Origin of the sequence: Micrococcus sp. KRD012 (genome assembly GCF_017168555.1) — a bacterium.
Lineage (GTDB): Bacteria > Actinomycetota > Actinomycetes > Actinomycetales > Micrococcaceae > Micrococcus > Micrococcus luteus.
Genome location: NZ_JABFBB010000007.1, coordinates 57248 through 81495, shown reverse-complemented (window position 1 = coordinate 81495; position 24248 = coordinate 57248). Strand labels below are relative to the sequence as shown.

22 protein-coding genes are annotated in these 24248 nt (G+C 73.9%); 8 read left to right on the top strand and 14 right to left on the bottom strand.

The window, feature by feature from the left end:
• Nucleotides 1-308 precede the first annotated feature (308 nt).
• On the top strand, nucleotides 309-779 hold the full coding sequence (locus J1M37_RS11415) for an alkaline phosphatase D family protein (RefSeq protein ID WP_060973549.1): 471 nt from the start codon (nucleotides 309-311) through the stop codon (nucleotides 777-779).
• A 29-nt stretch (nucleotides 780-808) separates the two neighbouring features.
• Here J1M37_RS11415 and J1M37_RS03765 read toward each other — a convergent pair whose 3' ends face one another.
• The 4 genes from J1M37_RS03765 to J1M37_RS03750 are packed head-to-tail and all read right to left on the bottom strand — an operon-like array spanning nucleotide 809 to nucleotide 4207.
• Entirely contained in the window at nucleotides 809-1816 is a 1008-nt protein-coding gene (locus J1M37_RS03765) for a glycine betaine ABC transporter substrate-binding protein (protein WP_206452133.1), read from the bottom strand.
• Complete coding sequence (locus tag J1M37_RS03760) at nucleotides 1813-2565, bottom strand: ABC transporter permease (protein WP_206452132.1); 753 nt, start codon at nucleotides 2563-2565, stop codon at nucleotides 1813-1815. Before J1M37_RS03760 ends, J1M37_RS03765 begins: the two co-directional genes overlap by 4 nt.
• Entirely contained in the window at nucleotides 2562-3569 is a 1008-nt protein-coding gene (locus tag J1M37_RS03755; RefSeq protein WP_166437530.1) for an ABC transporter ATP-binding protein, read from the bottom strand. The genes J1M37_RS03760 and J1M37_RS03755 overlap by 4 nt, the downstream gene beginning before the upstream one ends.
• Nucleotides 3566-4207 (bottom strand): ABC transporter permease, encoded by a 642-nt coding sequence (locus J1M37_RS03750; protein WP_002855197.1) that lies wholly within the window; start codon nucleotides 4205-4207, stop codon nucleotides 3566-3568. The genes J1M37_RS03755 and J1M37_RS03750 overlap by 4 nt, the downstream gene beginning before the upstream one ends.
• Nucleotides 4208-4435: 228 nt before the next feature.
• Between J1M37_RS03750 and J1M37_RS03745 the strand changes: the two genes are divergently transcribed.
• The gene (locus J1M37_RS03745; protein ID WP_206452131.1) at nucleotides 4436-5737 is read left to right on the top strand and encodes a dicarboxylate/amino acid:cation symporter; all 1302 of its coding nucleotides are present in this window, start codon (nucleotides 4436-4438) and stop codon (nucleotides 5735-5737) included.
• Nucleotides 5738-5809: 72 nt separating this feature from the next.
• Here J1M37_RS03745 and J1M37_RS03740 read toward each other — a convergent pair whose 3' ends face one another.
• Complete coding sequence (locus J1M37_RS03740; RefSeq protein WP_206452130.1) at nucleotides 5810-7291, bottom strand: sugar porter family MFS transporter; 1482 nt, start codon at nucleotides 7289-7291, stop codon at nucleotides 5810-5812.
• A 139-nt stretch (nucleotides 7292-7430) separates the two neighbouring features.
• Here J1M37_RS03740 and J1M37_RS03735 point away from each other — a divergent pair, with 139 nt between their 5' ends.
• The 3 genes from J1M37_RS03735 to arfB all read left to right on the top strand — a co-directional run bounded on the left by J1M37_RS03735 (nucleotide 7431) and on the right by arfB (nucleotide 11193).
• Nucleotides 7431-9167 (top strand): bifunctional 3'-5' exonuclease/DNA polymerase, encoded by a 1737-nt coding sequence (locus J1M37_RS03735; RefSeq protein WP_206452129.1) that lies wholly within the window; start codon nucleotides 7431-7433, stop codon nucleotides 9165-9167.
• Nucleotides 9168-9299: 132 nt separating this feature from the next.
• On the top strand, nucleotides 9300-10745 hold the full coding sequence (locus tag J1M37_RS03730; protein ID WP_144818660.1) for an MFS transporter: 1446 nt from the start codon (nucleotides 9300-9302) through the stop codon (nucleotides 10743-10745).
• Entirely contained in the window at nucleotides 10738-11193 is a 456-nt protein-coding gene (gene arfB, locus J1M37_RS03725; RefSeq protein WP_036338705.1) for an alternative ribosome rescue aminoacyl-tRNA hydrolase ArfB, read from the top strand. The genes J1M37_RS03730 and arfB overlap by 8 nt, the downstream gene beginning before the upstream one ends.
• A gap of 24 nt (nucleotides 11194-11217) precedes the next feature.
• Here arfB and J1M37_RS03720 read toward each other — a convergent pair whose 3' ends face one another.
• Both J1M37_RS03720 and J1M37_RS03715 read right to left on the bottom strand, forming a co-directional pair.
• Complete coding sequence (locus J1M37_RS03720; protein WP_206452128.1) at nucleotides 11218-12675, bottom strand: serine hydrolase; 1458 nt, start codon at nucleotides 12673-12675, stop codon at nucleotides 11218-11220.
• 33 nt (nucleotides 12676-12708) lie between these two features.
• Nucleotides 12709-13716 (bottom strand): cation diffusion facilitator family transporter, encoded by a 1008-nt coding sequence (locus J1M37_RS03715; protein ID WP_144818656.1) that lies wholly within the window; start codon nucleotides 13714-13716, stop codon nucleotides 12709-12711.
• A 144-nt stretch (nucleotides 13717-13860) separates the two neighbouring features.
• On the opposite strand from J1M37_RS03715, the gene J1M37_RS03710 reads away from it, so the two are divergent.
• Entirely contained in the window at nucleotides 13861-14991 is a 1131-nt protein-coding gene (locus J1M37_RS03710) for a saccharopine dehydrogenase family protein (RefSeq protein ID WP_144818654.1), read from the top strand.
• A 28-nt stretch (nucleotides 14992-15019) separates the two neighbouring features.
• On the opposite strand, the gene J1M37_RS03705 is transcribed toward J1M37_RS03710, so the two are convergent.
• The 3 genes from J1M37_RS03705 to J1M37_RS03695 form a co-directional block, all read right to left on the bottom strand.
• Nucleotides 15020-16672: an ABC1 kinase family protein gene (locus tag J1M37_RS03705; protein ID WP_206452127.1), complete on the bottom strand. Its 1653-nt coding sequence runs from the start codon at nucleotides 16670-16672 to the stop codon at nucleotides 15020-15022.
• 43 nt (nucleotides 16673-16715) lie between these two features.
• Nucleotides 16716-18038, bottom strand: coding sequence for a DUF4921 family protein (locus tag J1M37_RS03700; protein WP_206452126.1), 1323 nt, complete (start codon nucleotides 18036-18038; stop codon nucleotides 16716-16718).
• Nucleotides 18039-18108: 70 nt separating this feature from the next.
• Nucleotides 18109-19119, bottom strand: coding sequence for an NADP-dependent oxidoreductase (locus J1M37_RS03695; RefSeq protein ID WP_036316411.1), 1011 nt, complete (start codon nucleotides 19117-19119; stop codon nucleotides 18109-18111).
• A gap of 187 nt (nucleotides 19120-19306) precedes the next feature.
• On the opposite strand from J1M37_RS03695, the gene J1M37_RS03690 reads away from it, so the two are divergent.
• Nucleotides 19307-20821: an acetyl-CoA hydrolase/transferase family protein gene (locus J1M37_RS03690; protein ID WP_002855229.1), complete on the top strand. Its 1515-nt coding sequence runs from the start codon at nucleotides 19307-19309 to the stop codon at nucleotides 20819-20821.
• Nucleotides 20822-20936: 115 nt separating this feature from the next.
• Here the strand turns inward: J1M37_RS03690 and J1M37_RS03685 are convergent, their stop codons facing one another.
• A complete protein-coding gene (locus tag J1M37_RS03685) occupies nucleotides 20937-21362 on the bottom strand; it encodes a DoxX family protein (RefSeq protein ID WP_036382887.1) in 426 nt (141 codons plus the stop codon).
• Entirely contained in the window at nucleotides 21362-21781 is a 420-nt protein-coding gene (locus J1M37_RS03680; RefSeq protein WP_002855232.1) for an organic hydroperoxide resistance protein, read from the bottom strand. The genes J1M37_RS03685 and J1M37_RS03680 overlap by 1 nt, the downstream gene beginning before the upstream one ends.
• Nucleotides 21782-21892: 111 nt before the next feature.
• On the opposite strand from J1M37_RS03680, the gene J1M37_RS03675 reads away from it, so the two are divergent.
• Complete coding sequence (locus tag J1M37_RS03675; protein WP_206452125.1) at nucleotides 21893-22384, top strand: MarR family winged helix-turn-helix transcriptional regulator; 492 nt, start codon at nucleotides 21893-21895, stop codon at nucleotides 22382-22384.
• Nucleotides 22385-22415: 31 nt separating this feature from the next.
• Here the strand turns inward: J1M37_RS03675 and J1M37_RS03670 are convergent, their stop codons facing one another.
• Together J1M37_RS03670 and J1M37_RS03665 are read right to left on the bottom strand one after the other, a co-directional pair.
• Nucleotides 22416-23222, bottom strand: a complete 807-nt coding sequence (locus tag J1M37_RS03670) for an alpha/beta fold hydrolase (protein ID WP_241250820.1) — start codon at nucleotides 23220-23222, stop codon at nucleotides 22416-22418.
• A 26-nt stretch (nucleotides 23223-23248) separates the two neighbouring features.
• Nucleotides 23249-24248 (bottom strand): NADP-dependent oxidoreductase (locus J1M37_RS03665; RefSeq protein ID WP_206452123.1); only part of this gene is annotated, 1000 nt, incomplete at its 5' end.

Sequence of the window (24248 nt, the reverse complement as noted above, 5' to 3'; positions counted from 1 at the left end):
ACCCGGGGGTCAGCCCGAGGCCACACACCCGGGGGCCTGGCCGAGTCCGGCCGTTCGCGCCTGCACGCCACGCTGCGCGCGGTCGACGAGGACGGGCTGGTGCTGCGCGGCCGCTTCGCTCGCGGGCTGACCCTGCGCTCCGGCTGGGTCGACGGGGCCGCCGACCACACCGCGAAGATCCTCGCGGACACGCTGCCCTCCGGCGCCCGCTTCGAGGTGACGTACGCGTTCGAGGACGAGGCCGGCCGCCTGGGCGAGTCGGCCGTGGCCCGCTTCACGACGGCGCCCGGCGAGCGTGGCAGGAGTACATGCCGATCGCCGACTCCACGGCCCTGCACCGCGGCTCCGGCCTCGCGCCCACCCGCATCCACCGCAGGATCCCCCGCGGCGCGACGCTCGACGTGTTCGCCCTGGACATGCGCACCCACAAGGGCGAGAACACCCAGCGTCTCGAGACCCACGAGACCCCGATCCTGGGCGAGGAACAGCTGCAGTGGCTCATCCGCGGGCTGCGCGCGGCGTTCACCGACTTCGAGCCGTTCTGGGAGTTCGTGGCCGGCCCCATCAACGCCGGATCGTCCGGCCCGAACACGCTGGACGGCACCTTCGGCCCGCGCCTGGACTTCGAGGCGCACGGGCCGGTCATGGGCTCGCCGCGCTCCGGCGAGCACCAGTACTTCGGCCACGTCGAGATCCCCGAGGACGGCCGCGAGTTCCGGGTGCGTCTGATCAACGCCGTCGGCCGGACGGTCTACTCGCGCACGCTGACGGCTGCCTGATCCGCCGTGCCGGCGGCGTCGGCGGACCGTCAGTCGGTGATCAGGCCCTCCTCGCGGAGCCAGTCCCACGCGACCTGGGTGGGCTCCTCGCCGTCGACGTCCACCCGGGCGTTCAGGCGCGCGGCCGTCGCGTTGTCCAGGCGCGCGGTCACGGGCGCCAGCAGGTCGGCGATCTCGGGGTGCTCGGCCAGGACCTCTTCGCGCACGATGGGGGCTGCGTTGTACTTCGGGAAGAAGCCCAGCGGGTCCTGCAGGGTCGTCAGGTCCAGCGCGGCGATCCGCCCGTCCGTGGCGTACGCCTCCCCGAAGGTGCACGACCCGTCCGCCACCGCGGCGAACACCGCCCCGATGTCCATCTGGCGCAGCCGGGATCCGGTGGGCCGTTCGATCCCGTAGGCCTCGAGCATGGGCAGGAACCCGTCGTTGCGGGCGGCGAACTCGGCGCTCACGCAGAAGGACTGGTCCTCCGTGGGGAGGTCCTTGATGTCCGCGAGGGTCTCCAGGCCGAGCTCCTCCGCCCGGTCCTGGCGCACGGAGAAGGTGTAGGTGTTGTCGAGTTCGGCCGGCGGCAGCCACACCAGGCCCTGCTGCGCGTCCTCGTCCCGGACCGCGGCCCACTGCGCCTGGGCGTCCGGGATCGGATCGGTGTGGCCCAGGTACGTGATCCAGGCCGTCCCCGTGTAGTCCCACTCGACGTCCACGACGCCTGCGACCTGGGCCTGGCGCGCACTGAGCGAACCCGGCATGTTGGTCAGATCCTCGACGTCGGCCCCCGCGGAGCGCAGCAGGATCGCGGTGATCTTGCCGAGCACGACGCCCTCGTTGAAGTTCTTGGAGCCCACCGCCACGTGGGCGCCCTCGAGGTCGATCCCGGCGACGTCGCCGGCGGGCGTGCCCGAGGGCAGGTAGCCGCCGGCGGTGCTCAGCCCGCACCCGGACAGGACCAGGGAGGCCGCCAGGCCGAGCGCGGCGAGCGCGGCACGAGCGGGGGTCCGGCCGCGGCGGCGGGACGGGAGGGTCGCGCGCGGGGTGGTCATGCGAGCCCCCTCGGCGTGGCCAGCGTCTCGACGAGGCGGCCGATCCACTCGATCATCAGGGCGAGGGCGGCCACGAGGATCGCCCCCGAGACGAGCAGCGGGAAGCGGAACAGGACGATCCCGGTCTGGATGAGCAGGCCGAGGCCGCCGGCGTCGATGAACGTCGCGAACGCCCCGGTGCCCACCAGCAGCACCAGGGCGGTCCGCAGACCCGCCATGATCACGGGCAGGGCCAAGGGCAGCTCCACCCGGAACAGGGTCTGCAGCGGCGACATGCCCATGCCGCGGGCCGCCTCGACGACGGTGGGGTCGACGCCCCGCAGCCCGGCCAGCGTGTTGGCCAGCACGGGCAGGAACGCGTAGAGGGACAGGGCCAGGACGGCGACCCGGAAGCCGAACCCCCACGCCATGGCGAGCAGGACGATCACACCGATCACGGGAGCGGCCTGGCCGGCGTTGGCCAGCCCCATGGCGACGGGGGTGAACCGCCGGGCGGCGGGGCGGCTCAGCAGCACGCCGAGCGGGATGGCCGTCGCCACGACCAGAACGGTGGACACGCCGACGAGGGCCAGGTGCTCGGCGGTGAGGCGCAGGACGGTGGGCCAGGTCAGCAGCCGGGCCTCGACGTCGTCGAGGGCGGCTCCGCGCACCCAGACGGTCCACCCGATCAGCAGGGCGGCCACCAGCAGCGGCAGGCCGATCAGGAGCAGGCGGTCCTCGGCGGAGGCCGCACGCAGCCGGGCGATCATGGCCGAGCCTGCTCGTCGCCGGCGCGGGCGTGCGCGCGCAGTGTCGCATAGTCGAGCAGACCGATGACCGTGCCACCACGGACCACGGCGATCTCCTCCGCCGGGGCCGTGACCAGCACGGCGAGGGCCTCGCTGATCGGGGTGGCCGCGTCGAGCACGGGCCCGCCCGGCAGCGTGCCCGTCGGGTGCTGTGCGATCGGGCGCAGCGGCAGCGAGTCGACCGACCGCAGCCCCAGCCGCTTGAGCCCCGCCCCCGACCCCACGAAGTCGGCCACGAACTCGGTGGCCGGCCGCGCCAGGACCTCTTCGGGGGTGGCGTACTGGGCCACGTGCGCGCCGGGTTCGAGCACCAGGATCCGGTCGCCCAGGAGCACGGCCTCATCCACGTCGTGGGTGACCATCACGATGGTCTTGCCCACCCTGGCCTGGATGTCGAGCATCTCCTGCTGCAGGCGCTGGCGGGTGAGGGGGTCCACGGCGCCGAAGGGCTCGTCCATGAGCAGCACGGGAGGATCCGCCGCGAGGCCCCGGGCCACGCCGACGCGCTGCTGCTGTCCGCCGGACAGCTCGCGCGGGAAACGGTCTCGATAGATCGCCGGGTCCAGGCCGACGAGGTCGAGCAGCTCGTCCACACGGTCGGCGATGCGCCGGCGGTCCCACTTGAGCAGGCGCGGCACCAGGCCGACGTTCTCGGCGACGGACAGGTGGGGCATCATGCCGCCGCCCTGCACGACGTAGCCGATCTGACGGCGCAGCCGGGTGGGGTCACGGCGTGTGATGTCCTCCCCACCGATCAGGATCCGCCCGGAGGTGGGCTCGATGAGGCGGTTGATCATCTTCAGCGAGGTGGTCTTGCCACAGCCGGACGGGCCGACGAACACCACGGTCTCCCCCGCGGGGATGATGAGGTCCAGGGCGTCCACGGCGGGACGGTCCTGCCCCGGATAGAGCTTCGTCAGGGACTCGAGACGGATCTCGGCCCCGGCGTCACGGTCGGTGCTCATGCGCGCAGTCCCTTCGAGATGGTGAGCCGGCCGAGCAGCACGAGCAGCCCGTCCAGGACGAGGGCGACGACGACGATGCCGAGGGTGCCCACGAGGGCGTAGTTCAACGCGTTGGCGCCGCCCAGGGAGACCAGCCCCGTGAAGATGTACGAGCCCAGTCCGGGCCCCAGGACGTAGGCCGCGACCGCGGCGACGCCCATGCCGAGCTGGCCCGCGACCCGGATGCCGGTGAGGATCACGGGCCAGGCCAGCGGGAGACGCACCCGGGTGAACAGCGCCACGGGCCCCATGCCCATCCCCCGGGCGGCCTCCAGCACCTCCGGGTCCACGCCGCGCAGACCCACGAGCGCGTTGCGGAGGATGGGCAGCAGGGCGTAGAAGACCACCACCACGACGGCGGGGACGGTCCCGATGCCCACCAGGGGGATCAGGACGCCGATGAGCGCGAAGGAGGGCAGGGTCAGCCCGACGGCCGTGAAGGCGTTCGCGATCGGGGTCAGGGCCTTGATCCGCGTGGCGATCACGGCCAGCGCGATGGCGAGCACGGTGGCGATGGCCAGCGCCTGCAGCACGAGCCACCCGTGCTGCCAGGCCCGGAAGAGGATGTCCGGCCAGCGTGAGGCGAGGAACTCGCTCATGCGGCCTCCACGCCGGCAGCGCGCCCCTGGGCGGCCCGGGCGTCTGCGGGGCGGGGCAGGACCGTCATCGTCGTCTCCTTCGGTCCGGGTGGGGCGGGCGTGCTCTTGCACGCTACCCGAGACGGTGGCACTCCCTGTGTTCTGCACCACGACGGGGGTCACCGGCACCGCCGCGGACGGCCCGACGACCAGGCGACGGGCAGGACGGCCTGCGCTAGCGTGTCGGCCATGTCTCGCTCCCACTCCGACGCCCTCGACGCGTCCGGCCCCGACTCCGGGGGCGCCGTCGCCGCGCCCCGCCGCCGCGTCGGCCTGCTGCCCCGCATCCTCCTCGCGATCGTGGCCGGCGTCCTCGTCGGCCTGGTCGCGCCGACCTGGCTCGTGCAGGCCTTCGCCACCTTCAACGGGCTGTTCTCGAACTTCCTGGGCTTCATCGTCCCGGTGCTGATCCTGGCGCTCGTCGCCCCCGCGATCGGCGACATCGGCCGGGGCGCGGGGAAGCTGCTGGCCCTGACCGGCGGCATCGCCTACGGCTCCACCCTGTTCGGCGGCTTCGGCGCCCTGCTGGTCTGCCTGCTCGTCTTCCCGCTGATCCTCACGCCCGGGTCCTTCGAGGCGATGGCCAACCCCGAGGACGCGCTGCTCGGCCCGCTGTTCGAGGTGCAGATGGACCCGCCCTTCGGCGTGATGACGGCCCTGCTGCTCGCGTTCGTGCTCGGCATCGGCCTGACGACGCTGCCGCGCGGCGCCCTGCACGAGGGCTTCGACCAGCTGCGATCCATCATCGAGCGGGTCGTCATGGGCCTGATCGTGCCGCTGCTGCCCGTCTACATCTTCGGCGTGTTCCTGAACATGACCGCCGCCGGTGAGGTCTTCAAGGTCATCACCACGTTCCTCGGTGTGATCCTGCTGGTCTTCGGCCTCACCGTGGTGCTGCTGCTCGTCCAGTACGTCGTCGCGGGCGCGATCGCGGGCCGCAACCCGTTCACGGCCCTGAAGACGATGCTGCCGGCCTACGCGACGGCCCTGGGCACCTCGTCCTCGGCGGCGACCATCCCGGTGACCCTGCGCCAGACCCTGCGGCTCGGCGTGCGCCGGCCGATCGCCTCGTTCGTCGTGCCGCTGTGCGCGACGATCCACCTGGCCGGCTCCACGGTGAAGATCGTCTCGTTCTCCATCGCAGTGCTGTTCCTCTCGGGCCAGGCGATCGACATCCCGGTGTTCGTGGGCTTCATCTTCATGCTGGGCGTCACCATGGTCGCGGCGCCCGGCGTGCCCGGCGGCGCGATCGTGGCGGCCTCGGGCCTGCTGTCCTCGATGCTCGGCTTCACCGAGCCGCAGGTCGCGCTCATGGTCGCCACGTACATCGCCATCGACTCCTTCGGCACCGCCACCAACGTGACCGGCGACGCCGCCATCGCGATGATCGTCGACAAGATCGCCGGAGACCGTCTCATCGAGGACTCCGCGGACGAGGGCCTGGAGCGCCGCGACGACGAGGAGGTCGCCACCGGCGCCGACGCCGGCTGACCCGCCCCGCACACACCACGGCCCCTCCCTGTCCGCAGCTCAGGGAGGGGGCCGTCGTCGGGACGGGCGGTGTCAGCCGCGCAGGTCCCGCTCCGCCTCGGCGCGCACCGCGCGCCGCTGCCCCGGGGAGCGCACGACGACGTCGCTCATCTCCTCGAGCGTCTTGCCCTTGGTCTCGGGGACGAAGGCCGCCACGAAGGCCAGGGACAGCGCCGCCATGATCGCGTACAGGCCGTAGGCGAGGGTCAGGCCGATGTCCGCCAACCACGGGAACGTGGTGGAGACGGTGAAGTTCGCCGCCCACTGCGCGGCGGCGGCCACGGCGAGCGCGCCGGCGCGGATGCGGTTCGGGAACATCTCGCCCAGCAGCACCCAGACCAGCGGACCCCAGGTGGCGCCGAAGAACACCACGAAGGCGTTCGCGGCCACCAGCGCCACGGTGGACCACGGCTGCGGCAGGGACACGGACTCGGCGCCGCCGGTCTCCGCGAAGGAGAAGGCCAGTGCCATCAGGCCGAGGCTGACCGTCATGCCGGCGGAGCCGGCGATCAGCATGGGGCGACGGCCGACGCGGTCCACCAGGGCGATCGCGATGAGGGTGACGGCGATGTTCGTGACCGAGGTGATCACGGTGACCGTGAGGGCGTCCGACTCCCCGAAGCCCACCGAGCGCCACAGGGTGGTGGAGTAGTAGAAGATCACGTTGATGCCCACGGCCTGCTGGAAGACGGAGAGCAGGATGCCGATCCACACGATCGGCTGCAGGCCCGCCGCCGGTCCACGCAGGTCCGCCAGCGACTCGCGGCGCTCCGAGTCCAGCGAGCGCCGGATGTCCTCGATCATCAGGTTCACCCGGTCCACGCCGGTGAACTCGTGCAGGACCTCGGCCGCCTCGTCCGTGCGGCCGCGGGCGACCAGGTAGCGCGGGGACTCCGGCAGCTTCAGGGCGAACAGGCCGTACAGCACCGCCGGGACGGCCTCGGCCAGGAACATCCAGCGCCAGGCGTCGACGCCGAGCCAGAACGGCTGCGCCGCTCCCCCGGCCATCGTCGCGAAGAGCGCGTCCGTGAGGAGCGCGACGAAGATGCCCAGGACGATCGCCAGCTGTTGGAGCGAGCCGAGGCGACCGCGCACATGGGCCGGGCTGACCTCCGCGATGTACGCCGGGGCGATCACGGACGCGGCGCCCACGCCCAGGCCGCCGACCATGCGCCAGACGATCAGGTCGACCACGCCGAACGCCAGGCCCGAGCCGATGGCGGAGACCAGGAACAGGATCGCGGCGATCACCATCACGGGCACGCGGCCGCGGCGGTTGGCGATCGGCCCGGCGAACCAGGCGCCGAGTGCGCAGCCGATCAGCGCCGAGGAGACGGCGAAGCCCGTGAGACCGGCGCCGAGGCCGAACTCCCCGGCGAGCGCGTCCACGGCGCCGTTGATGACGGAGGTGTCGAAGCCGAACAGGAAGCCGCCGAGCGCGGCGGCGACCGAGATGCCGACCACCTTGGCGTTGAGGCGCGACGTCGCGGCGCCGCCGGACCGGGTCGCTGTCATGGTGGGTCCTCTCTGGGTCGCGCCCGACGGCCCCGCTGCGCGCCGGTGCGTCCGCACAGTGTGTTCTCCGCTCAGCGAGCGTGCAAGTCGCACAGCCCCTCGCCCCGCGCAGAGGAGGCGGCGGGGCAGAATGAGGGCCATGTTCGTCGTCCTGGGCCCCGCCCCCGCCTCCGTCGGCAGCCCCGGCGCCTGGTGGGCCGTGGACGGGGACGACGCCTCTCCCCTGGGATCCTGCGCCGCCGGGTCCGTGGCCGGGCTCGTGGCCGGTCTGCCCGCCCGCCTGGGCGTGGACCCGAGCACGGTCCGCTGGGTGCTCGCCGACGTCGGGACGGAGTACGCCGCCTGGCTGGCGGCGGGGGTGCGGGTGGATCGGTGCTGGGACCTGGCCCTCGTCCAGCGGATGCTGCGGCACGCGGCGACGGCGCCGGGCAGCGGGGTGCGTTACACGCCCGTGGCGCAGCTCGAGGTCGCCGACCCGACGGAGCCCGAGCGCCCGGCGCGGGTGCCCGCCGGTCAGGAGTCCTTCTTCGACCTGCCGGACGAGGCCGGCCCCGCTCCGGACGTCACCGTGCTCGCGGCGGAGCTGGCCGCGCAGCGGGCGGCCGTCGAGGGCTCGGCCCACCCGCACCGGCTGCGGCTGCTCGCGGCGGCGGAGTCGCAGGGCGCACTCGTGGCCGCGGAGATCCGGGCGGCGGGTCTGCCGTGGGACCGGGGCGTGCACGAGGCGCTCCTCGCCGAGCAGCTCGGCCCCCGGCCTGCACCGGGCGAGCGTCCCGCCCGCCTGCAGACCCTGGCCGAACGCATCGCCGACGTCCTGGGCTCCCCCGGGCTGAGCCCCGACTCGCAGCCGAGCCTGCTGCGGGCGCTACAGACGGCGGGCGTGGCCGTGGAGTCCACGCGGCAGTGGGACCTGAAGCACTGGATCGACGCCGGCGGCGCGGAACGCGAGGCGCGGGCCGCGCTGCTCGCGCCGCTGCTGGAGTACAAGGCCCTGGCCCGGCTGTGGACGGCCAACGGCTGGCACTGGCTGGACCAGTGGATCGGCGACGACGGCCGGTTCCACGCCGCCTACCTGGTCGGCGGCGTGGTGACCGGGCGGTGGGCCGCCCACGGCGGCGGGGCCATGCAGGTCCCGGCCGGGGTGCGCGACGCCGTCCGCGCAGACCAGGAGTGGACGCTGACCGTGGCCGACGCCTCCCAGGTGGAGCCGCGCATCCTCGCCGCGATGGCCGCCGACGAGGCGCTGGCCCGTGCCGGGACCACGCCCGACCTGTACCGGGAGGTGGCGGAGCAGGGCCGGGCGGCCGGCACCGCGCTGGCCGACCGCGGGCGCGCGAAGATCGCCCTGCTGGGTGCGATGTACGGCTCGACGACGGGCGACTCCGCGGCGCTCATGCCGCACCTGCGCCGGCTCTACCCCCGAGCGATCGGCCTGCTCGAGCGGGCGGCCACCGTCGGCGAGGGCGGCGGCCAGGTGTCCACGTGGCTGGGCCGCTGGTCCCCCGCACCGGGGCGGAAGTGGCAGGAGTCCGTGTCCGACGTCGGCACCCAGGCCGCCGAGTCCGCGGCCCGGCGACGGCGGCGCTCCCAGGGCCGCTTCACCCGGAACTTCGTGGTGCAGGGCACCGCGGCCGAGTGGGCGCTGTGCTGGATGGGCGAGATCCGCCGTCGACTGCGGTCGGCCGGCATGCGCACGGAACTCGTGTTCTTCGTCCACGACGAGGTCGTCCTGCACGGCCCGGCCGCGGAGGCCGAGGCCGTGCGGACGGTCGTGGCGGAGTCCGCGAGCGCCGCCGGCCGCCTGCTGTTCGGTCCCGCCCCCGTGGACTTCCCGCTCACCGTCTCCAGCGTGGGGTCATACGCGGACGCGAAGTGAGGGGCGGCAGCGCGTCGACCGCGGTCATGGCCTCCGTGCGCCGCACCGGGCCGAGGACCCTGGGACCTGGCACGATGCGGGACGAGGGCCGATCCTGGAGAGCGCCCGAGACACCCCCGAGAAGGAGACCGCATGCCCGTCGCCCCGCGTCCGTCCGACGACGCCGCGTCCTCGGTCTTCACCCCGCACCAGCAGCGCATCCTCGCGGTGCTCCTCATCCCGATCTTCATGTCCCTGCTGGCCGTGTCCAGCATCAACGTGGCCCTGCCCGCCCTGCAGCGGGGCCTGGACGCCAGTGACGCGGAGCTGCAGTGGGCCATCTCCGGCTACACCCTCGTGTTCGGCATGGTGCTCGTGCCGGCGGGCCGGGCGGGTGACCTCTTCGGACGACGCCGGCTGTTCATGGTGGGCCTCGGCGTGTTCGCGCTCGGTGCGCTCCTGTCCGGCCTGGCGCCCACGGGCGTCCTGCTCGTGCTCGCGCGCCTGGTCATGGGCGTGGGCGCGGGCCTGCTCAATCCGCAGGTCACCGGCTTCATCCAGGGCGAGTTCTCCGGCGCCTCCCGCGCCCGGGCGTTCGGGGCGCTCGGCGCCGTCGTCGGGGTGTCCGTGGCGGTGGGGCCGCTGCTCAGCGGCGGGCTCATCGCGTGGCTCGGCGGCGACCTCGGCTGGCGCGCGACCTTCCTGGTGAACGTGCCGATCGCCCTCGGCGCCCTCGTCGTGGCCCGCCAGTGGCTGCCGCGCACCGCCCCCGAGCGGGCGCGGCGCCCGGACCTGGACCCGGTCGGCGTCGTCCTGCTGGCCGGCGCCCTCGTGGCCGTCATGCTCCCGTTCCTGGACCGTGAGCTCGGGCCGTGGCGGTTCGTGCTCGTGCCCGTCGGCATCGGCCTGGCCGCCCTCTGGACACGCTGGGAGGCCCGCTACGCCCGACGGGGCCGCGCCCCGATGGTGGACCTGCGCCTGTTCCAGACCCGCAGCTTCGCGTGCGGCGCCCTGCTGATCGCCATCTACTTCACCGGCTCGACCAGCATGTTCGTGGTGATCGCCATGTTCATGCAGAACGGGCTGGGCTACCCGGCGCTGCACGCCGCACTCATCGGCCTTCCCTCGGCGGTCATGTCGAGCGTGATGTCCACCGTGGCCGGTCGCGTGGTGCTGCGCACGGGCCGGAAGATCGTCGTCCTCGGCATCGCGCTGGCGCTGCTCGCCGTCGTGGGCTCCATCGGGGTGGCGTGGGCCAACCGGGAGTTCGGCCTGAGTCCATGGTGGCTGCTGCTCACCCTCGCCATCTTGGGTGCCGGGCAGGGGCTGGTGGTCTCCCCCAACCAGACCCTCAGCCTGGCCGAGGTCCCGCCGCGGCACTCCGGCACGGCCGGCGGCGTCCTGCAGACCGGCCAGCGCGTCGGCACGGCCGTCGGCACCGCCGTGATCGTGGGGGTGTTCCTGGGCGTCGCCTCCGGTGCCGACTGGGACGGGGCGTTCATGGCCGCCTTCACCCTGGTGGCGGGGTGCATGGCGCTCGCGCTCCTCGTCGCACTCGCGGACCTGCGCGGACCACGGACGGCGGCGCCCCGTGGCTGAGCCCCGCCCCGGCGACGTGCGCGTCACCCCCGGCCCCGGCGCACCCCGCGGGCTGGTCATCCCCGCGGGCGAACTCGTCGAGCGCTTCTCCCACGCCTCCGGCCCGGGCGGTCAAGGCGTGAACACGGCGGACTCGCGGGTCCAGCTCAGTCTGGACCTGGCGGCCACCTCCGCCCTCGACGACGTCCAGCGCGCCCGCGTCCTCGCACGGCTGGCGCCCCGGCTGGCCGGCACGGTGCTCACCGTCAGCGTGGCGGAGCACCGGGCCCAGCGGCGCAACCGGGTGGCCGCCCGCGAGCGGCTCGCGGCGCTGCTGCGCGAGGCCCTGGCCCCGCCGACGCCGCGGCGGGCTACCAAGCCGACGCGCGGCTCTCGGCGGCGCCGCCTGGAGGCCAAACACCGTCGCTCCGAGGTGAAGCGCACGCGCCGCCGCCCCGGTCTCGACTGAGGCCGCCCGCCCGCAGGCGGCGGCTCAGTCCCGCCCGGTCACCCCACGGCCGGCGGCCGAGCGGTGACCCCACGCGTCGCCACGCCGGGCGAGGTAGTCCTCTTCGGGCCAGCTGCTCACCCCGGACACGCGCATCCTCACCACCCGGCCGTCGTCGCCGAGGTCGAACGGGATGCGCTCCCCCGACGCGCCGAAGCCGTCCTCGTCCTCGGGCAGGAACGTGGTGGCGTCCAGCGCTCGAAGCTCGTGCATCCTGTCGCGGGGGCCGGGCGTGCCGGGGTCGATCAGCACGAGGCGCTCACCGGCGCGAACCACGTCCGTCTCGCCCCACAGGGAGACGTAGCGGCCGGTCAGCCGGTCGAGGTCGTCGGTCGTGACACCGGCGGGCAGCGCCTGCCCGTCGGCGGCGTCCTGGGCGAGCAGGTCGATGAGCTCGACGAGGCCCACCGCGAGCGCGTCCGCCGGACCGTCCACGGCGTTGGTGAGCACGCTGACGGTCAGACCGGTCGCCGGGTCCATCAGGGTCCGGGTGATCTGCCCGGGGAAGCCGCCGGAGTGGCCCACGAGCCGTCGTCCGCCCACGCTGATCCCGATCAGGCCGAGCCCGTAGGTGCCGGTCCCGGCCCCCCGCGGGAAGGAGGCCTCGGCCCGGTGCATCAGGCGCAGCGCGTGCTCGTCCAGCAGCTCGCGCCGGTCCAGGGCGAGAGCGGAGAAGAAGCGGCTGAGCTCCTCCGCCGTGGAGACGAAGCCGGTGGCCGCGGCCAGCGCGCCGGTGGCGGTCGGTGCCACGGTCACCCGACGCCCACGGCCGTGGGCCCGGGTGTGGCCGACGACGGCCCGGCCCGCCGCGTCGTCGTCGATCTCGGGGCGGGTGTCGGTGAGGCCGAGCGGGACGAGGATGTCCTCCGTGACGTGCTCGGCGTAGCCGCGGCCCGTGACTGCCTCGATGATCGCCCCGAGCAGGCCGTACCCGATGTTCGAATACTTGAAGCGCTCCTGCGGGGCGTAGGTGGCGCCGTGGTCCCGGACGATCGCGCGCAGGGCGTCGGCGTCCGGGAAGGGGCCGTCGAGCTGCCAGTGGTCCGCGTCCACCCCGTCGCGGATGGCGCCGGAGGTGTGCGAGAGCAGCTCGCGGACGGTGACCCGGGCCAGCGGGGTGTCGGCACAGTCGGGCAGTCGTTCGGCCACGGTGTCGTCCAGGCGCAGACGACCGGCGGCGACCAGGCGCAGCACGGCGACGGCCGTGAAGGTCTTGGAATGGCTGGCCACGCGGAACAGGTGGCCGGTGGTCAGCTCCGCCCCGGTGGCCTCGTCGGCCACCCCGAACGCGGCGGAGAGCACCAGCTCGTCGCCGAGCCGCACGGCCACCTGGGCGCCGGGCACGTGCCGCGTCTCCACCTGGGTGGCCAGCCACCGGGACAGGTACGGGGCCGCCTCCCGGAGGCGGTCGAGGGACGGAGCGGGCGGGGTGGTCTGGGTCACGAGAGGCCACTGTACGATGCCGGCCGCGCGGGCTCAGGCGCGGGCGTTCTGCGATTCCGGGTCCAGGGGCGCGTGGGCGGGGTTGGACAGGGAGAGCACGACGGCGGCCACGCGCGGGTGCTCGAGGAGGGCGTCCTCCACGCGCTGGAGCAGGACCGCGGCCTCGCTCTCCCGCTCGTCCCCGGCCAGGTCCACGGCCCCGACGACGAAGAGCTTCTCCGGACCGACGTACTCGAGGTGCAGGTAGCTCACGGAGAGCACCTCGGGCCGCTCCAGCAGCCAGCGCAGCACCCGGGTCCGGACCACCGGGTCGGCGACCTCGCCGACGAGGAACGCCATGTTCCGCGAGAGCAGGAAGATCGCGACGACCCCGAGCAGCACGCCCACGAGGATCGAGCCGGCGGCGTCCCACCGGGGGTCCCCGGTGAGCTGGTGCAGGGCGAGGGCGGCCGCCGCGATGACCAGGCCGATCAGGGCCGAGGCGTCCTCCACCCACACGGCGCGCAGGGTGGGGTCCGAGGTCTGGCGCAGGAACATGGCATCGCTGATGTGCCGCCGCTCCGCGTCGCGGCGGACGCGCCGATGCGCGTTCAGGAAGGAGACGCACTCGAGCACGAACGCGACGGCGAGCACGATGTACGCGATCGTGTACTCCGCCTCCTCCTCGGGGGCGGACCAGGCCGTGATCCCGTGCCAGACCGAGACCGCCGAGCCCACCGCGAACAGGCCGAAGGCCGCGACCATCGACCACACGTAGGCCGCCCGCCCGTAGCCCAGCGGGTGCCGCGCGTCGGAGGCTCGGCCGGCCCGACGCTCCGCCAGCAGCAGGAAGACCTCATTGCCGGCGTCGGCCCAGGAGTGTGCGGCCTCGGCCACCATCGCGGCTGAGCCGGTGACCGCGCCCACGATCGACTTCACGACGGCGATCACCGCGTTCACGCCGAGCGCGATCAGGACGGTCAGCAGGCTCTCGCCGCCGGACTCGTCGGCGGGCGAGGCGGAATGAGCGGGCGGGGCGACGGCGGGCGGAGTGCGGGTCATCCTCCGAGTCTGCTCCTGCAGGCGGGTCCCGGACCAGGCTCGCCGTGTCCGGTTCCGCCGGTCCAGGAGCGCGAGATGGGGTCCACGCGGATCGGCGCCGCCGAGCCCGTGAGGTCTCCGCGTGCGCGGCCTAGCGTGGGGCCCATGACGGATTCTCCCCTGCACCTCGACCGCCCCGACGCCCCCCGCATCATCGTGCTCGGCGCGACGGGCTACGCCGGATCCCTCGTCGTGGACGCCCTCCTGGCCCAGGGTGCACGGCCCGTGCTGGCGGGCCGGAACCGGGACTCGCTCCAGCACGCGGCGAAGCGGCACGACGGGCTGGAGGTCGCCGTCGCCGACGCCGGGGACCCCGCCTCGCTGAGGGCCCTGGTCACGGAGGGCGATGTGCTGGTCTCCACGGTCGGCCCCTTCGAACGCTACGGCCGGCCGGTCGCCCGCGCCGCCGCGGAACGGGGCGCGCACTACGTGGACTCGACCGGTGAGGTCGGCTTCGTGAAGGACCTCAAGGCGGACCTGGACGCCACCGCCCGACGCTCGGGCGCCACCCTGCTGCCCGCCCTCGGCTTCGACTACGCGCCGGGCATGCTCGCGGGCGGGCTCGCGCTGGCGGAGGCCGATGGACGGGCACGGTCCCTGCAGATCGGCTACTTCGCCGACGGCGAGCTGGACCCCCGCGTCGACCTCAGCCACGGGACGCGCCAGACGATGGTGGACGCCCTCACCGGGCGAGCCATCACGTGGCGTGGCGGGCGACTGGCGACGACGGGCCTGGCCAGTCGATCGGCCGTCTTCCGGGTCGACGGGCAGGACCGCCGTGGCGTGCTGTTCGGCGGCACGGAGTCCCTGTTCCTGCCGCGGATGCAGCCCGGCCTGGATGAGGTCGAGGTCTTCAACGGCTGGTTCCCGGCCCGGCCCACGCAGATCGGCGCCGCCGCCCTCGGTGCGGTGGGGTGGCTCCCCGGCGTCGCCCGCGGCGTGCAGGCCCTGCTGCGGCCCCTGGCCGGCGACCCGGGTGGCCCCGACGCGGCAGACCGGGCCCGCACGGGCTCCCGGGTCGGGGCGATCGCGCGCGACGCAGCCGGCCGCGTCGTGGCGGACGTGCACCTGCGCGGCCCCAACGCCTACACGTTGACCGGAGACCTCATGGCCTGGGGCGCCCGGCAGCTCGCCGCAGGCCGGGCCCGCGAGGCCGGCGTCGTCAGCCCGATCCAGGCGTTCGGCCTCGACGACTTCGAGACGGCCTGCGCCGCGGCCGGTCTGGTGCGGGCATGATCCCGACGACCGAACCCGCCCGCGGCCCTCAGCGGGGGCGACGCCGGGGGCGGCTGATCCAGGCCAGATAGGCGCTGCCCCCGGTCAGGGCGGCGCCGCCGGCGGCCACCACCGGCCCGGCGAAGCGGCCCAGCCGGTCCTTGTACGCCACGAGCACGTTCGTGCCGCCGGTGATCATCGCGGCCACCACCATGGCGGCCACCACCCGGTCGCCCGTCCGCTCGAGACGCGTCACGAGCGGCTCGAGCTCGCTCGCGCGGACGGTGACGTCGATCCCGCCGTCGTCGATGCGTTCCATCACCTTGCGGGCGTACTCCGGCAGGTCGATGCCGAGCTCGGCCGCCGCGATCGTGGCCCGGCCGATCCGACCCGCCACCCGCCGAGGGTCGAGGTGCTCCCCCACGAGGCGCAGGGCGAAGGGGTCGAGCACGCGGGTGTAGTCGAAGCCGGGGTGCAGGCGGCGGCCGATGCCGTCCACGATGATCAGCATCCGCAGCAGCTGCACGAGCTCGGGCGGCAGGGACAGCCGGTGGCGCCGCACCAGGGCGAAGATCTCCGAGACCAGCTGCGCCACGCGGATGTCCTCGAGCTCGCGCCCCTCGAGGCGGCCGATGATCCGGGCCACCTCCAGCCGGAGCCGACGGCGGTCCACCGGGCCGCGCGGCGGGGCGATGTCCAGCAGGGCCCGCACCAGTCCGTCGGTGTCCTGCCGGGCCAGCGCCATGGCCAGGCCCGCGAACCGGCGCCGGAGGGACGGGGAGATCCGCCCGACGGAGCCGAAGTCGATGAACCCGACGGTCCCGTCCGGCTCGATGAACAGGTTGCCCGCGTGCGGGTCCGCGTGGAACACGCCGTGCTCGAACACCATGGCCAGCAGCACGTCGGCGGCCCGGTACGCCAGCTCCTCCCGGTCGATGCCGGCGGCGTCGAGTCCGGCCAGGTCGTCCACGCGCAGCCCGGAGAGCTCCTGCATGGTCAGCACGCGCGAGGTGGTCAGGTCCCACTCGATCCACGGGAACCGCACGCCCGGGGTGTCCCGGAAGCCGGCGGCGATCTCCTCGCAGGCCCGCGCCTCCACCACGTAGTCGAGCTCGGCGCGCAGCGAGCGGTCGAACTCGTCCACCATGGCCGGCACGTCCAGGTCGGCGACGGTCCGTGAGGCCCGCGACCACGTGGCCGCCAGCGTCCGCAGGATCTCCAGGTCCGCCTGGACCTGCTCCACCACGCCGGGCTTGCGGACCTTCACGACGACGGCGCGCCCGTCGTGCAGGCGCGCGCGGTGGGCCTGGCCGATGGAGGCGGTGGCCAGGGGCGCCCGGTCGAACCAGGCGAACAGGGTGTCGACGTCGGCGCCGAGGTCCTCCTCGACCGTCCGGGCGACGGCCTCGAAGGGCACCGCCGACGTGCTGTCCGTGAGGCGGGCGAACGCCGCGCAGTAGGCCTCGGGGAACACGTCCGGGCGCGCCGAGATCAGCTGCCCGAGCTTCACGAAGGTGACGCCCAGCTCCTCGAACGTGCGCACGAACAGCTCGGGGCGGGCCTCGGCGTCGATGCCCAGGTGCGGCTCCCCCTCCTCGAGGGGCAGCCACCGGGAGAGCCCGGCCTGCACGGCCGTGGCCATGAGGCCGTTGCGGGCCATGACGTGGGCGATCTCGCGGTAGCGCTGCAGGTGGAGGGCCATGACGCCCACGCTACCGACCGCGCGGAGGGACGGGCCCCGCCGCTCAGTCCGCGTACCGGAGCATGCCCGGCCGGACCCGCGCGTCGGCCCCGATCCGCATCCCGTCCGCGAGCGCGCCCGCCGCCCGCAGCTCCCGCAGCCTCGCCAGCACCCGGTCCCGCACGTCCCACGGGCTGAGGGTGTTGACGTTGATCTTGGTGGCGCCCTCGAAGCCGGCGAGCGTGGAGACGCGCCACTTGAGCATCACACGCCACGGCATCGGGTCCGCGACGCCGGGCGGGCGGGTGTGCCACTCCTCGTTGGAGGGGACGTCCGGGCCGGTGGCCGCGTGGGCGGCATGCAGCAGGTCGGAGACGGCGCGCAGCTCGGCCGCGGACTGCCGCCACGGCTGCCCCACCGGGCTCGTGGAGTAGACCTCGACCGTCGGGTACCGGTGGCCGAAGCCGGCGAACATCACGGCGTGCTCGTTGGCGGCGATCACGAGGTCGTGCGCCACAGCCACGTCCAGCGCGGCGTGGTTGAACACCTGCGGGTCCTCGCGCAGCCGGTCCAGGACGGCGGCGTTCTGCGCGCCGACCTCGTCGATGGCCACGAGCTGCTTGTGCAGGTGGTCGAAGGAGGCACCGGCGGGCTTGAGCCAGTTCTGGAACACGGAGACGTACCGCACGGCGGGCGTGGTCGCGTAGAGGTCCCGCATCGCGTCGGCGGTGAGGGCCAGGAAGGCGTGGTGCTCGTCCGGGGTGAGGGTGCCCGAGGAGGCGAGCTGGTGGTCGTCCACGGCGTCGTCGACGAAGTGCCGCCGGGCGATCACCACGTCGTGCGTGCCGCCGAAGAATGCGGCCGACGCCGCGATCAGCTCCGCCTCGGACATCGCTGCAGCCTCCTCGGTGGAGCGGCCGGAGGCGCGCAGCTTCGCGGCGACGACGGCGCGCACGTGGGCGCGGCCGGCCTCGGTGGCCAGGTATTCGTCACGGCGGCGGCGCGCGTCCGGGGGAAGTTCATAGCCGTGGTTGAGACGCCAGTAGTCGTAGCTGAGGATCTCGAAGAGGTTGGGGACCCGGCGAAAGGCCGGGGTCGTCTCCTCGAGCCGCTCCGCGGCCGGGTGCCGCAGGATCTGCCAGGCCGGGGCGCCGTCGTCGGCCCTCATGGAGACGATGCGTGACTTCTCCGGCGGCGTCTCCAGCATCCGGTGCTCGCAGAAGGCGCAGTGCCGGCCGTGCTGGGCGGGGTCGAGCGGCTGCGGGGCGGGCCGGACGAGGCCGAGCGGGCGGTGGCCGCGGCCGGGCACGGTCCAGACCTCGGTACCGGTGAAGGGGTTGCGCTGCTTGACGGTGCCGTCCGGCAGTCGGGTGAGGGGCTCGCTCACAGACGGGTGCACGAGGCCAGGATACGAGGCGGTGCCGGCCCGGGCAGGCCGGCGCCGACGCGCCCGCCGGTCAGAACTCGAGCAGCACCTTGCCCTTGGCATGGTGGGATTCGAGACGCTCGAACGCCTGCTCCCAGTCGGCCAGGGGGTAGCGGCTGTCCACGGTCACGGCCAGCTCGCCGGCGTCCACGAGCCGAACGAGCTCGGCCAGGCCCGCCCCGTCCGGATGCATGAGGAAGAACTCGTAGGTCACCCCGGCCTTCTTCGCGGCCCGGCGCACCTTCGCACTGGCCACCCGGGAGACGACGGCGGCCAGCGGCCGACGCGACGGGCGCGCGGTCTCACGAAGGCTGCCGGGGCTCGGCGGGCCCGCGATGGTCACCAGCCGGCCGCCGGGCTCGATCGAGCCGAGCAGCTCGGCCATCTGATCACCGCCGATGAGGTCGAACACCTTGTCGAAGCGTTCGCCCCCCTCTGCGACGGTGCGGGCGCGATAGTCGATCACCGCGTCGGCGCCGGCCTCGCGGACGTACGGCTCACCCGCCGCGGAGGCGGTCACGGTCACGTGCGCGCCGCGCAGGTGTGCCAAGCGCGTGGCGATCAGCCCGACGCCGCCGGCGGCCCCGGTGATCAGCAACCGCTCCCCGGGCTGCAGGTCCAGGTGCTCCGGGCCGAGTGCCTGCTGGGCGGTCAGGCCGGCGAGCGGCAGGCCGGCCGCGTCCGTCAGGGGCATGCGGGCGGGCGCGGCGGCCACCCAGTCCGCGCGCACCGCGGCCAGCTCGGCGAACGCCCCGTGGCCGGAGGGGTCCACGCGGGTGATCACCGCGTCACCCGGGGCGAACGCGGTCACCCCGGCGCCCACGGTCTCGACGATGCCGCTGAGCTCGTTGCCGGCGACCGTGGGGAAGTCGTCGGGGGCGATGGCCTTGAAGTCGCCTTCGCGATGCATCGCGTCGACGGGGTTGAGGCCGACCGCGCGGGTGCGGATCAGCACCTCGCCGGCGCCGACCGTGGGGGCGGGGACGTCGGTGAGGGCCATGGCCTCACGGCCGCCGTAGGACTGGAGGACGAGTGCTCGCATGACGCCGAGCCTAGGCGCGCCGCCCCGGAGTGCCGAGCCCTGTTCGCCGTCGTCGATCACGCAGGTCGGGCTCGGCGACCTCCGGCGTGATCATCCCCACGGCCACCCGTGACGCGGGTACGCTGATCGCTGTTCCACGTCACAGCGCTCTCGCTCGACTCGTCTCACCCGCACGGAGGCCTCACCCATGTCGTCCCGCATCCACCACCCCGGCCTCCGGTCGAAGGTGATGTCCGCCGCGGAGGCGGCGGCGTTCATCCAGCACGGCACCACCGTGGGCATGAGCGGGTTCACGGGGTCCGGCTACCCGAAGGCCGTGCCGATGGCGCTGGCCGAGCGGGCCAAGGAGCTGCACGCGCGCGGCGAGGAGTTCCGCATCAACCTCCACACGGGGGCGTCCACCTCCGCGGAGATGGACGGTGCGCTGGCCGAGGCGGACGCCGTCGCGCTGCGCACCCCGTTCCAGTCGGACCCGACGATGCGCGCCAAGATCAACGCGGGCGCGATCGAGTACATCGACACACACCTGTCCCACCTGGCGCAGACCGTGTGGAACGGCTTCTACGGGCCCATGACCACCGCGGTGATCGAGGTGTCCGGGATCCGCGAGGACGGCCGTCTCGTCCCCAGCTCCTCCGTGGGCAACAACAAGTCCTGGATCGACCTGGCGGATCAGGTGATCCTCGAGGTCAACTCGTGGCAGAGCGAGGACCTCGAGGGTCTGCATGACGTCTACTACGGCACCGCGCTGCCCCCGCACCGCACGCCGATCATGCTCACCCACCCCGCGGACCGCATCGGTGAGACGTACCTGCGGTGCGATCCGGCCAAGGTGGTGGCCGTCGTCGAGACCCACGCCCCGGACCGCAACTCTGCCTTCAAGCCCGCCGACGCGGACTCGATCGCGATCGCCCAGCACCTCGTGGAGTTCTTCGAGCACGAGGTGGCCCAGGGCCGGTACGACGAGCGACTGCTGCCGCTGCAGTCGGGCGTGGGCAACATCGCGAACGCGGTGATGTCCGAGCTGGTGAAGTCCCGGTTCACGGGCCTGTCCGCGTTCACCGAGGTGGTGCAGGACGGCATGCTCGACGCCCTGGACTCCGGCACCCTGGCGACCGCGTCCGCGACCGCGTTCTCCCTGTCCACCGAGGCCGCCGAACGGTTCAACGACAACGCCGCGAAGTATCGGGACAAGCTGATCCTGCGCACCCAGGAGATCTCCAACCACCCCGAGCTCGTGCGCCGCCTCGGCATCCTCGCCATGAACGGCATGCTCGAGGCCGACCTGTACGGCAACGTGAACTCCACGCACCTGATGGGCACGAAGATGATGAACGGTCTCGGCGGCTCCGGCGACTTCGCCCGCAACGCGTTCACCTCGTTCTTCCTCACCCCCTCCACGGCCAAGGGCGGGGACATCTCCTGCATCGTGCCGATGGTCTCGCACGTGGACCACACCGAGCACGACGTGCACGTGGTGGTCACCGAGCAGGGGCTGGCCGACCTGCGCGGCCTCTCCCCCAAGCAGCGCGCCCGCACGATCATCGACACGTGCGCGCACCCGGACTACAGGGAGCAGCTGCGGGACTACTTCGACCGCGCGATGCGCGAGTCGGACGGCCTGCACACCCCGCACCTGTTGGGCGAGGCCCTGTCCTGGCACCAGCGCTTCCTCGAGACCGGGACGATGCGTCACGGCTGACGGCCCGCCGGGCCGGACACCTGCGGAACGGGCCGCGCCTCGCGGCGGGGTGAGGTCACGCCGGCTCCGGGCACGTGCCCGGAGCCGGCCCAGGACCGCAGGACCGGCGACGGCGTCAGCGGCGCCCGCCCTGCTCCCGCTCGGGGATTCCCGCGGCCCACAAAGCGGCCGCGATGAGGGCGGGCTGGCCGAACAGCCGCGCCAGGCGGCGGCCATCGGTGTCCAGCCCGAAGCCGTCCTTGCGCTCGGCGTACTGCCCGATGTTCCCGGGGTAGATCGCGGTGTAGAAGGCCGCCAGGGCGGTGCCGGTCAGGCGGCGCTGCCCGGGGAGCGCCAGCAGAGCGGCCCCGAGGCCGATCTCGGCCACGCCGGATCCGAGCACCACGAGGTCCGCCGGGAGCGGGACCCACGAGGGCACCTGGGCACGGAACTCACGGCGTGCCACGGTGAGGTGGGACAGCCCCGCGGCGGTCATGAACCCGCCGAGGCCGAGGCGGGCGGCGGTCTGGGAGAGGGGGACGGGCTGCCGGTGCTTCGTCATCACGCCTCCCCGAGCTCGAGGACGACGTCGATGTTGCCCCGGGTGGCGTTCGAATAGGGGCACACCTGATGCGCCTGCTCCATGAGGGCGCGGGCCTGATCCGCGGGGACATTGGGGAGCACGACCTCGAGGGTGACCTCCAGGCCGAAGCCCTCACCCTGGCGGCCGATGCCCACGCGCGCGCCGACGGAGGAGTCGGTGATGTCGGCACGGGAGGCACGGGCGACCATCTGCAGGGCCGAGTGGAAGCACGCGGCGTAGCCGGCGGCGAACAGCTGTTCGGGGTTGGTGCCCTGGCCGGAGCCGCCCATCTCGGTGGGCACGGCGAGGTCGAGGTCGACCCGCCCGTCGGTGGTGCGGACATGGCCGTCGCGGCCGGCGCCGGTGCTGAGCGCCTCGGCGGTGTAGATGGTCTCCATGAGAGGTCCTTTCATCCGCCCGCCCCGTGCGGGACGAGTCGGCTCCAGCCTCCCACCCGGTTAGGTCGCGCGCAACCAAGTCGCTCCCCAGCGACCACTAGAATCGCTCCCATGGATGCCGCGCCGACCCCCAGCCTCGCCCTCGAGGACCAGCTCTGCTTCGCCCTGCACCGGGCGGCGCGCGCCGTCACGCGCGGCTACGGCCCCCTGCTCTCCCGCCTCGGCGTCACCTACCCGCAGTACCTCGTGATGCTCACCCTGTGGCAGGCGGAGGGTGACGCCTCGGCCGAGACGGAGGCGTCGACGTCGGACGCCGCCGGCGCGCTGGGGGTCGGCGCGCTGCGGGACCGGCTCGGCATGGACAACGGGACGATCACACCCCTGGTGCGGCGCCTGGCCGGCATGGGGCTCGTCACGCGGGAGCGCGACGTCCACGACGAGCGACGCGTGCTGGTCCGGCTGACGGACGAGGGACGAGCGCTGCGGGCGTCCGCCCGGACGGTCCCGGTGGACGCCCTCACCCGGATCCCCCTCGACACCACCGAGCGCCAGGTCCTCATGGACCTGCTGAACCGGATCACCGAGGCCGCCGGGCCGCGCTGAAACGGCGGGAGCGGCCCGCGCGGAGCGCGGGTCAGCGCACCCGGTCCAGGATCGCCCGGGCGACGGCGTCCGCCTCGCGCTCGGGCAGCCAGTGGTCCGCGTCGAGCTTCACGAACCGGTACTCCCCCGCCACCTGCCCGGCCGTGAGCTCGGCGGCCCGCGGCCCCAGGGCCGCGTCCCGGGTGCCCCACACATACGTGGTGGGGACCGTCACGGGCGCGCTGCTCGTGGTGGTCACCAGATCCGGGTTCGCCCGATACCAGTTCACCGGGCCGCGCAGGCTCTGCGGGGTGGAGAACCGGCGGGCGTAGTGCTCCGCCCCGGGGACCTGCCCCCGTTGCAGCAGGGAGCCCAGCCGTCGGGCGAGGATTCGTTCGGGGAGGGCCGGCGCCTGGAAGGCGGCGATGTACCAGCTGCGGCGCAGCTGGTCCGGGCCGCGCAGGGCGCGGGCCAGGGCGGCCGGGTGCGGCGTGGACAGGACCGTCAGGGACGCGACGCGCTCGGGGTGGGCGGTGGCCAGCGCCCAGGCGACGGCGCCACCCCAGTCATGGCCGACGACGTGGACGCGCCGCGCCCCCGCCGCGTCCGCCAGCGCGACGGCGTCCCCCACGAGCGCCGGGAGGCGATAGGCCGCCGTCGCCCGCGGAGCGGCCCCCGGGGAGTAGCCGCGCTGATCCGGGGCGAGCGTGCGCAGCCCCGCGGCGTGCAGCAGCGGTTCGACATGCCTCCAGGACGTGGCGTCCTGCGGGAAGCCGTGCAGCAGCAGGACCACCTCCCCCTCGGCCGGCCCGCCGTCGCGGACGTCGAAGGTCAGGCCCTGATGCCGGAAGGTGTCCATGCCGCCCCCGAGTGCGCCGTCGCCCGTCACAGCCGGACGAGCATCTTCCCCGTGTTGGCACCCTCGAGCAGGTCGATGAACGCCTGGGGTGCGTTCTCCAGCCCCTCCCGGACGGTCTCGTCCCACTGGATCTTCCCGGCGGCGACCCACGGGCCCACGCGCTCCAGGAACTCGGGGCGGACCTGCGCTGCGTACTTCTGCAGGACGAAGCCGCGCAGGGTCAGGCACTTGCCGATCGCCAGGGCGAGGTTGCGCGGGGCGGCCGGCGGCTCCGTCGAGTTGTACTGGGCGATCGCGCCGCACATCGCCACGCGGCCGTCGACCCGCATCGCGGCGATGGCGGCCTCGAGGTGGTCGCCGCCCACGTTGTCGAAGTAGACGTCGATGCCCTCCGGCGCCGCCTCGGCCAGCAGATCGGTGGGCGAGCCGTCGTGGTAGTCGAACGCGGCGTCGAAGCCCAGCTCCTTCACCCGCGCCACCTTCTCGGGCGTGCCCGCCGAGCCGACCACGCGCGAGGCGCCCAGCAGGCGGGCGATCTGGCCGGCGACCGAGCCGACGGCCCCCGCGGCGCCCGAGATGAAGACGGCGTCGCCCTCCTGCATCTCGGCCACGTGCACGAGGCCGGTGTAGGCGGTCAGACCCGTCATGCCCAGCACGCCCAGGTAGGTGCTGTCCGAGAACTGGGAGGTGTCCACGACCTGGACGGTGTCGCCGTCGAGGACGGCGTGCTCGCGCCAGCCGCGGCCGTGGAGCACGGACGTGCCCTCCGGCACGTCCGCGTGGCGCGAGGCGATCACGGTGCCCACCGCGCCGCCGTCGAGGGGGGCGTCGAGTTGGAACGGAGGCACGTAGGACTCGACGTCGTTCATGCGGCCGCGCATGTACGGGTCCACGGACATCACGGTGTTGCGCACGAGGACCTGGCCCTCGGCGAGCTCGGGGAGCTCGACCTCCGTGAGACGGAAGTTCTCCGGCGTCGGGGCGCCGTGGGGGCGGGAGGCGAGGTGGATCTCGCGCGTGCGGGTG

Coding starts and splice junctions, on each gene's coding strand:
- J1M37_RS03670 (WP_241250820.1), bottom strand. CDS start 23,222: ATGGACACCTTCCGGCATCAGGGCCTGACCTTCGACGTCCGCGACGGC.
- J1M37_RS03755 (WP_166437530.1), bottom strand. CDS start 3,569: ATGAGCACCGACCGTGACGCCGGGGCCGAGATCCGTCTCGAGTCCCTG.
- J1M37_RS03710 (WP_144818654.1), top strand. CDS start 13,861: ATGACGGATTCTCCCCTGCACCTCGACCGCCCCGACGCCCCCCGCATC.
- J1M37_RS03705 (WP_206452127.1), bottom strand. CDS start 16,672: ATGGCCCTCCACCTGCAGCGCTACCGCGAGATCGCCCACGTCATGGCC.
- J1M37_RS03690 (WP_002855229.1), top strand. CDS start 19,307: ATGTCGTCCCGCATCCACCACCCCGGCCTCCGGTCGAAGGTGATGTCC.
- J1M37_RS03675 (WP_206452125.1), top strand. CDS start 21,893: ATGGATGCCGCGCCGACCCCCAGCCTCGCCCTCGAGGACCAGCTCTGC.
- J1M37_RS03685 (WP_036382887.1), bottom strand. CDS start 21,362: ATGACGAAGCACCGGCAGCCCGTCCCCCTCTCCCAGACCGCCGCCCGC.
- J1M37_RS03745 (WP_206452131.1), top strand. CDS start 4,436: ATGTCTCGCTCCCACTCCGACGCCCTCGACGCGTCCGGCCCCGACTCC.
- J1M37_RS03730 (WP_144818660.1), top strand. CDS start 9,300: ATGCCCGTCGCCCCGCGTCCGTCCGACGACGCCGCGTCCTCGGTCTTC.
- J1M37_RS03680 (WP_002855232.1), bottom strand. CDS start 21,781: ATGGAGACCATCTACACCGCCGAGGCGCTCAGCACCGGCGCCGGCCGC.
- J1M37_RS03735 (WP_206452129.1), top strand. CDS start 7,431: ATGTTCGTCGTCCTGGGCCCCGCCCCCGCCTCCGTCGGCAGCCCCGGC.
- J1M37_RS03760 (WP_206452132.1), bottom strand. CDS start 2,565: ATGATCGCCCGGCTGCGTGCGGCCTCCGCCGAGGACCGCCTGCTCCTG.
- J1M37_RS03740 (WP_206452130.1), bottom strand. CDS start 7,291: ATGACAGCGACCCGGTCCGGCGGCGCCGCGACGTCGCGCCTCAACGCC.
- J1M37_RS03715 (WP_144818656.1), bottom strand. CDS start 13,716: ATGACCCGCACTCCGCCCGCCGTCGCCCCGCCCGCTCATTCCGCCTCG.
- J1M37_RS03750 (WP_002855197.1), bottom strand. CDS start 4,207: ATGAGCGAGTTCCTCGCCTCACGCTGGCCGGACATCCTCTTCCGGGCC.
- J1M37_RS03695 (WP_036316411.1), bottom strand. CDS start 19,119: ATGCGAGCACTCGTCCTCCAGTCCTACGGCGGCCGTGAGGCCATGGCC.
- J1M37_RS11415 (WP_060973549.1), top strand. CDS start 309: ATGCCGATCGCCGACTCCACGGCCCTGCACCGCGGCTCCGGCCTCGCG.
- J1M37_RS03765 (WP_206452133.1), bottom strand. CDS start 1,816: ATGACCACCCCGCGCGCGACCCTCCCGTCCCGCCGCCGCGGCCGGACC.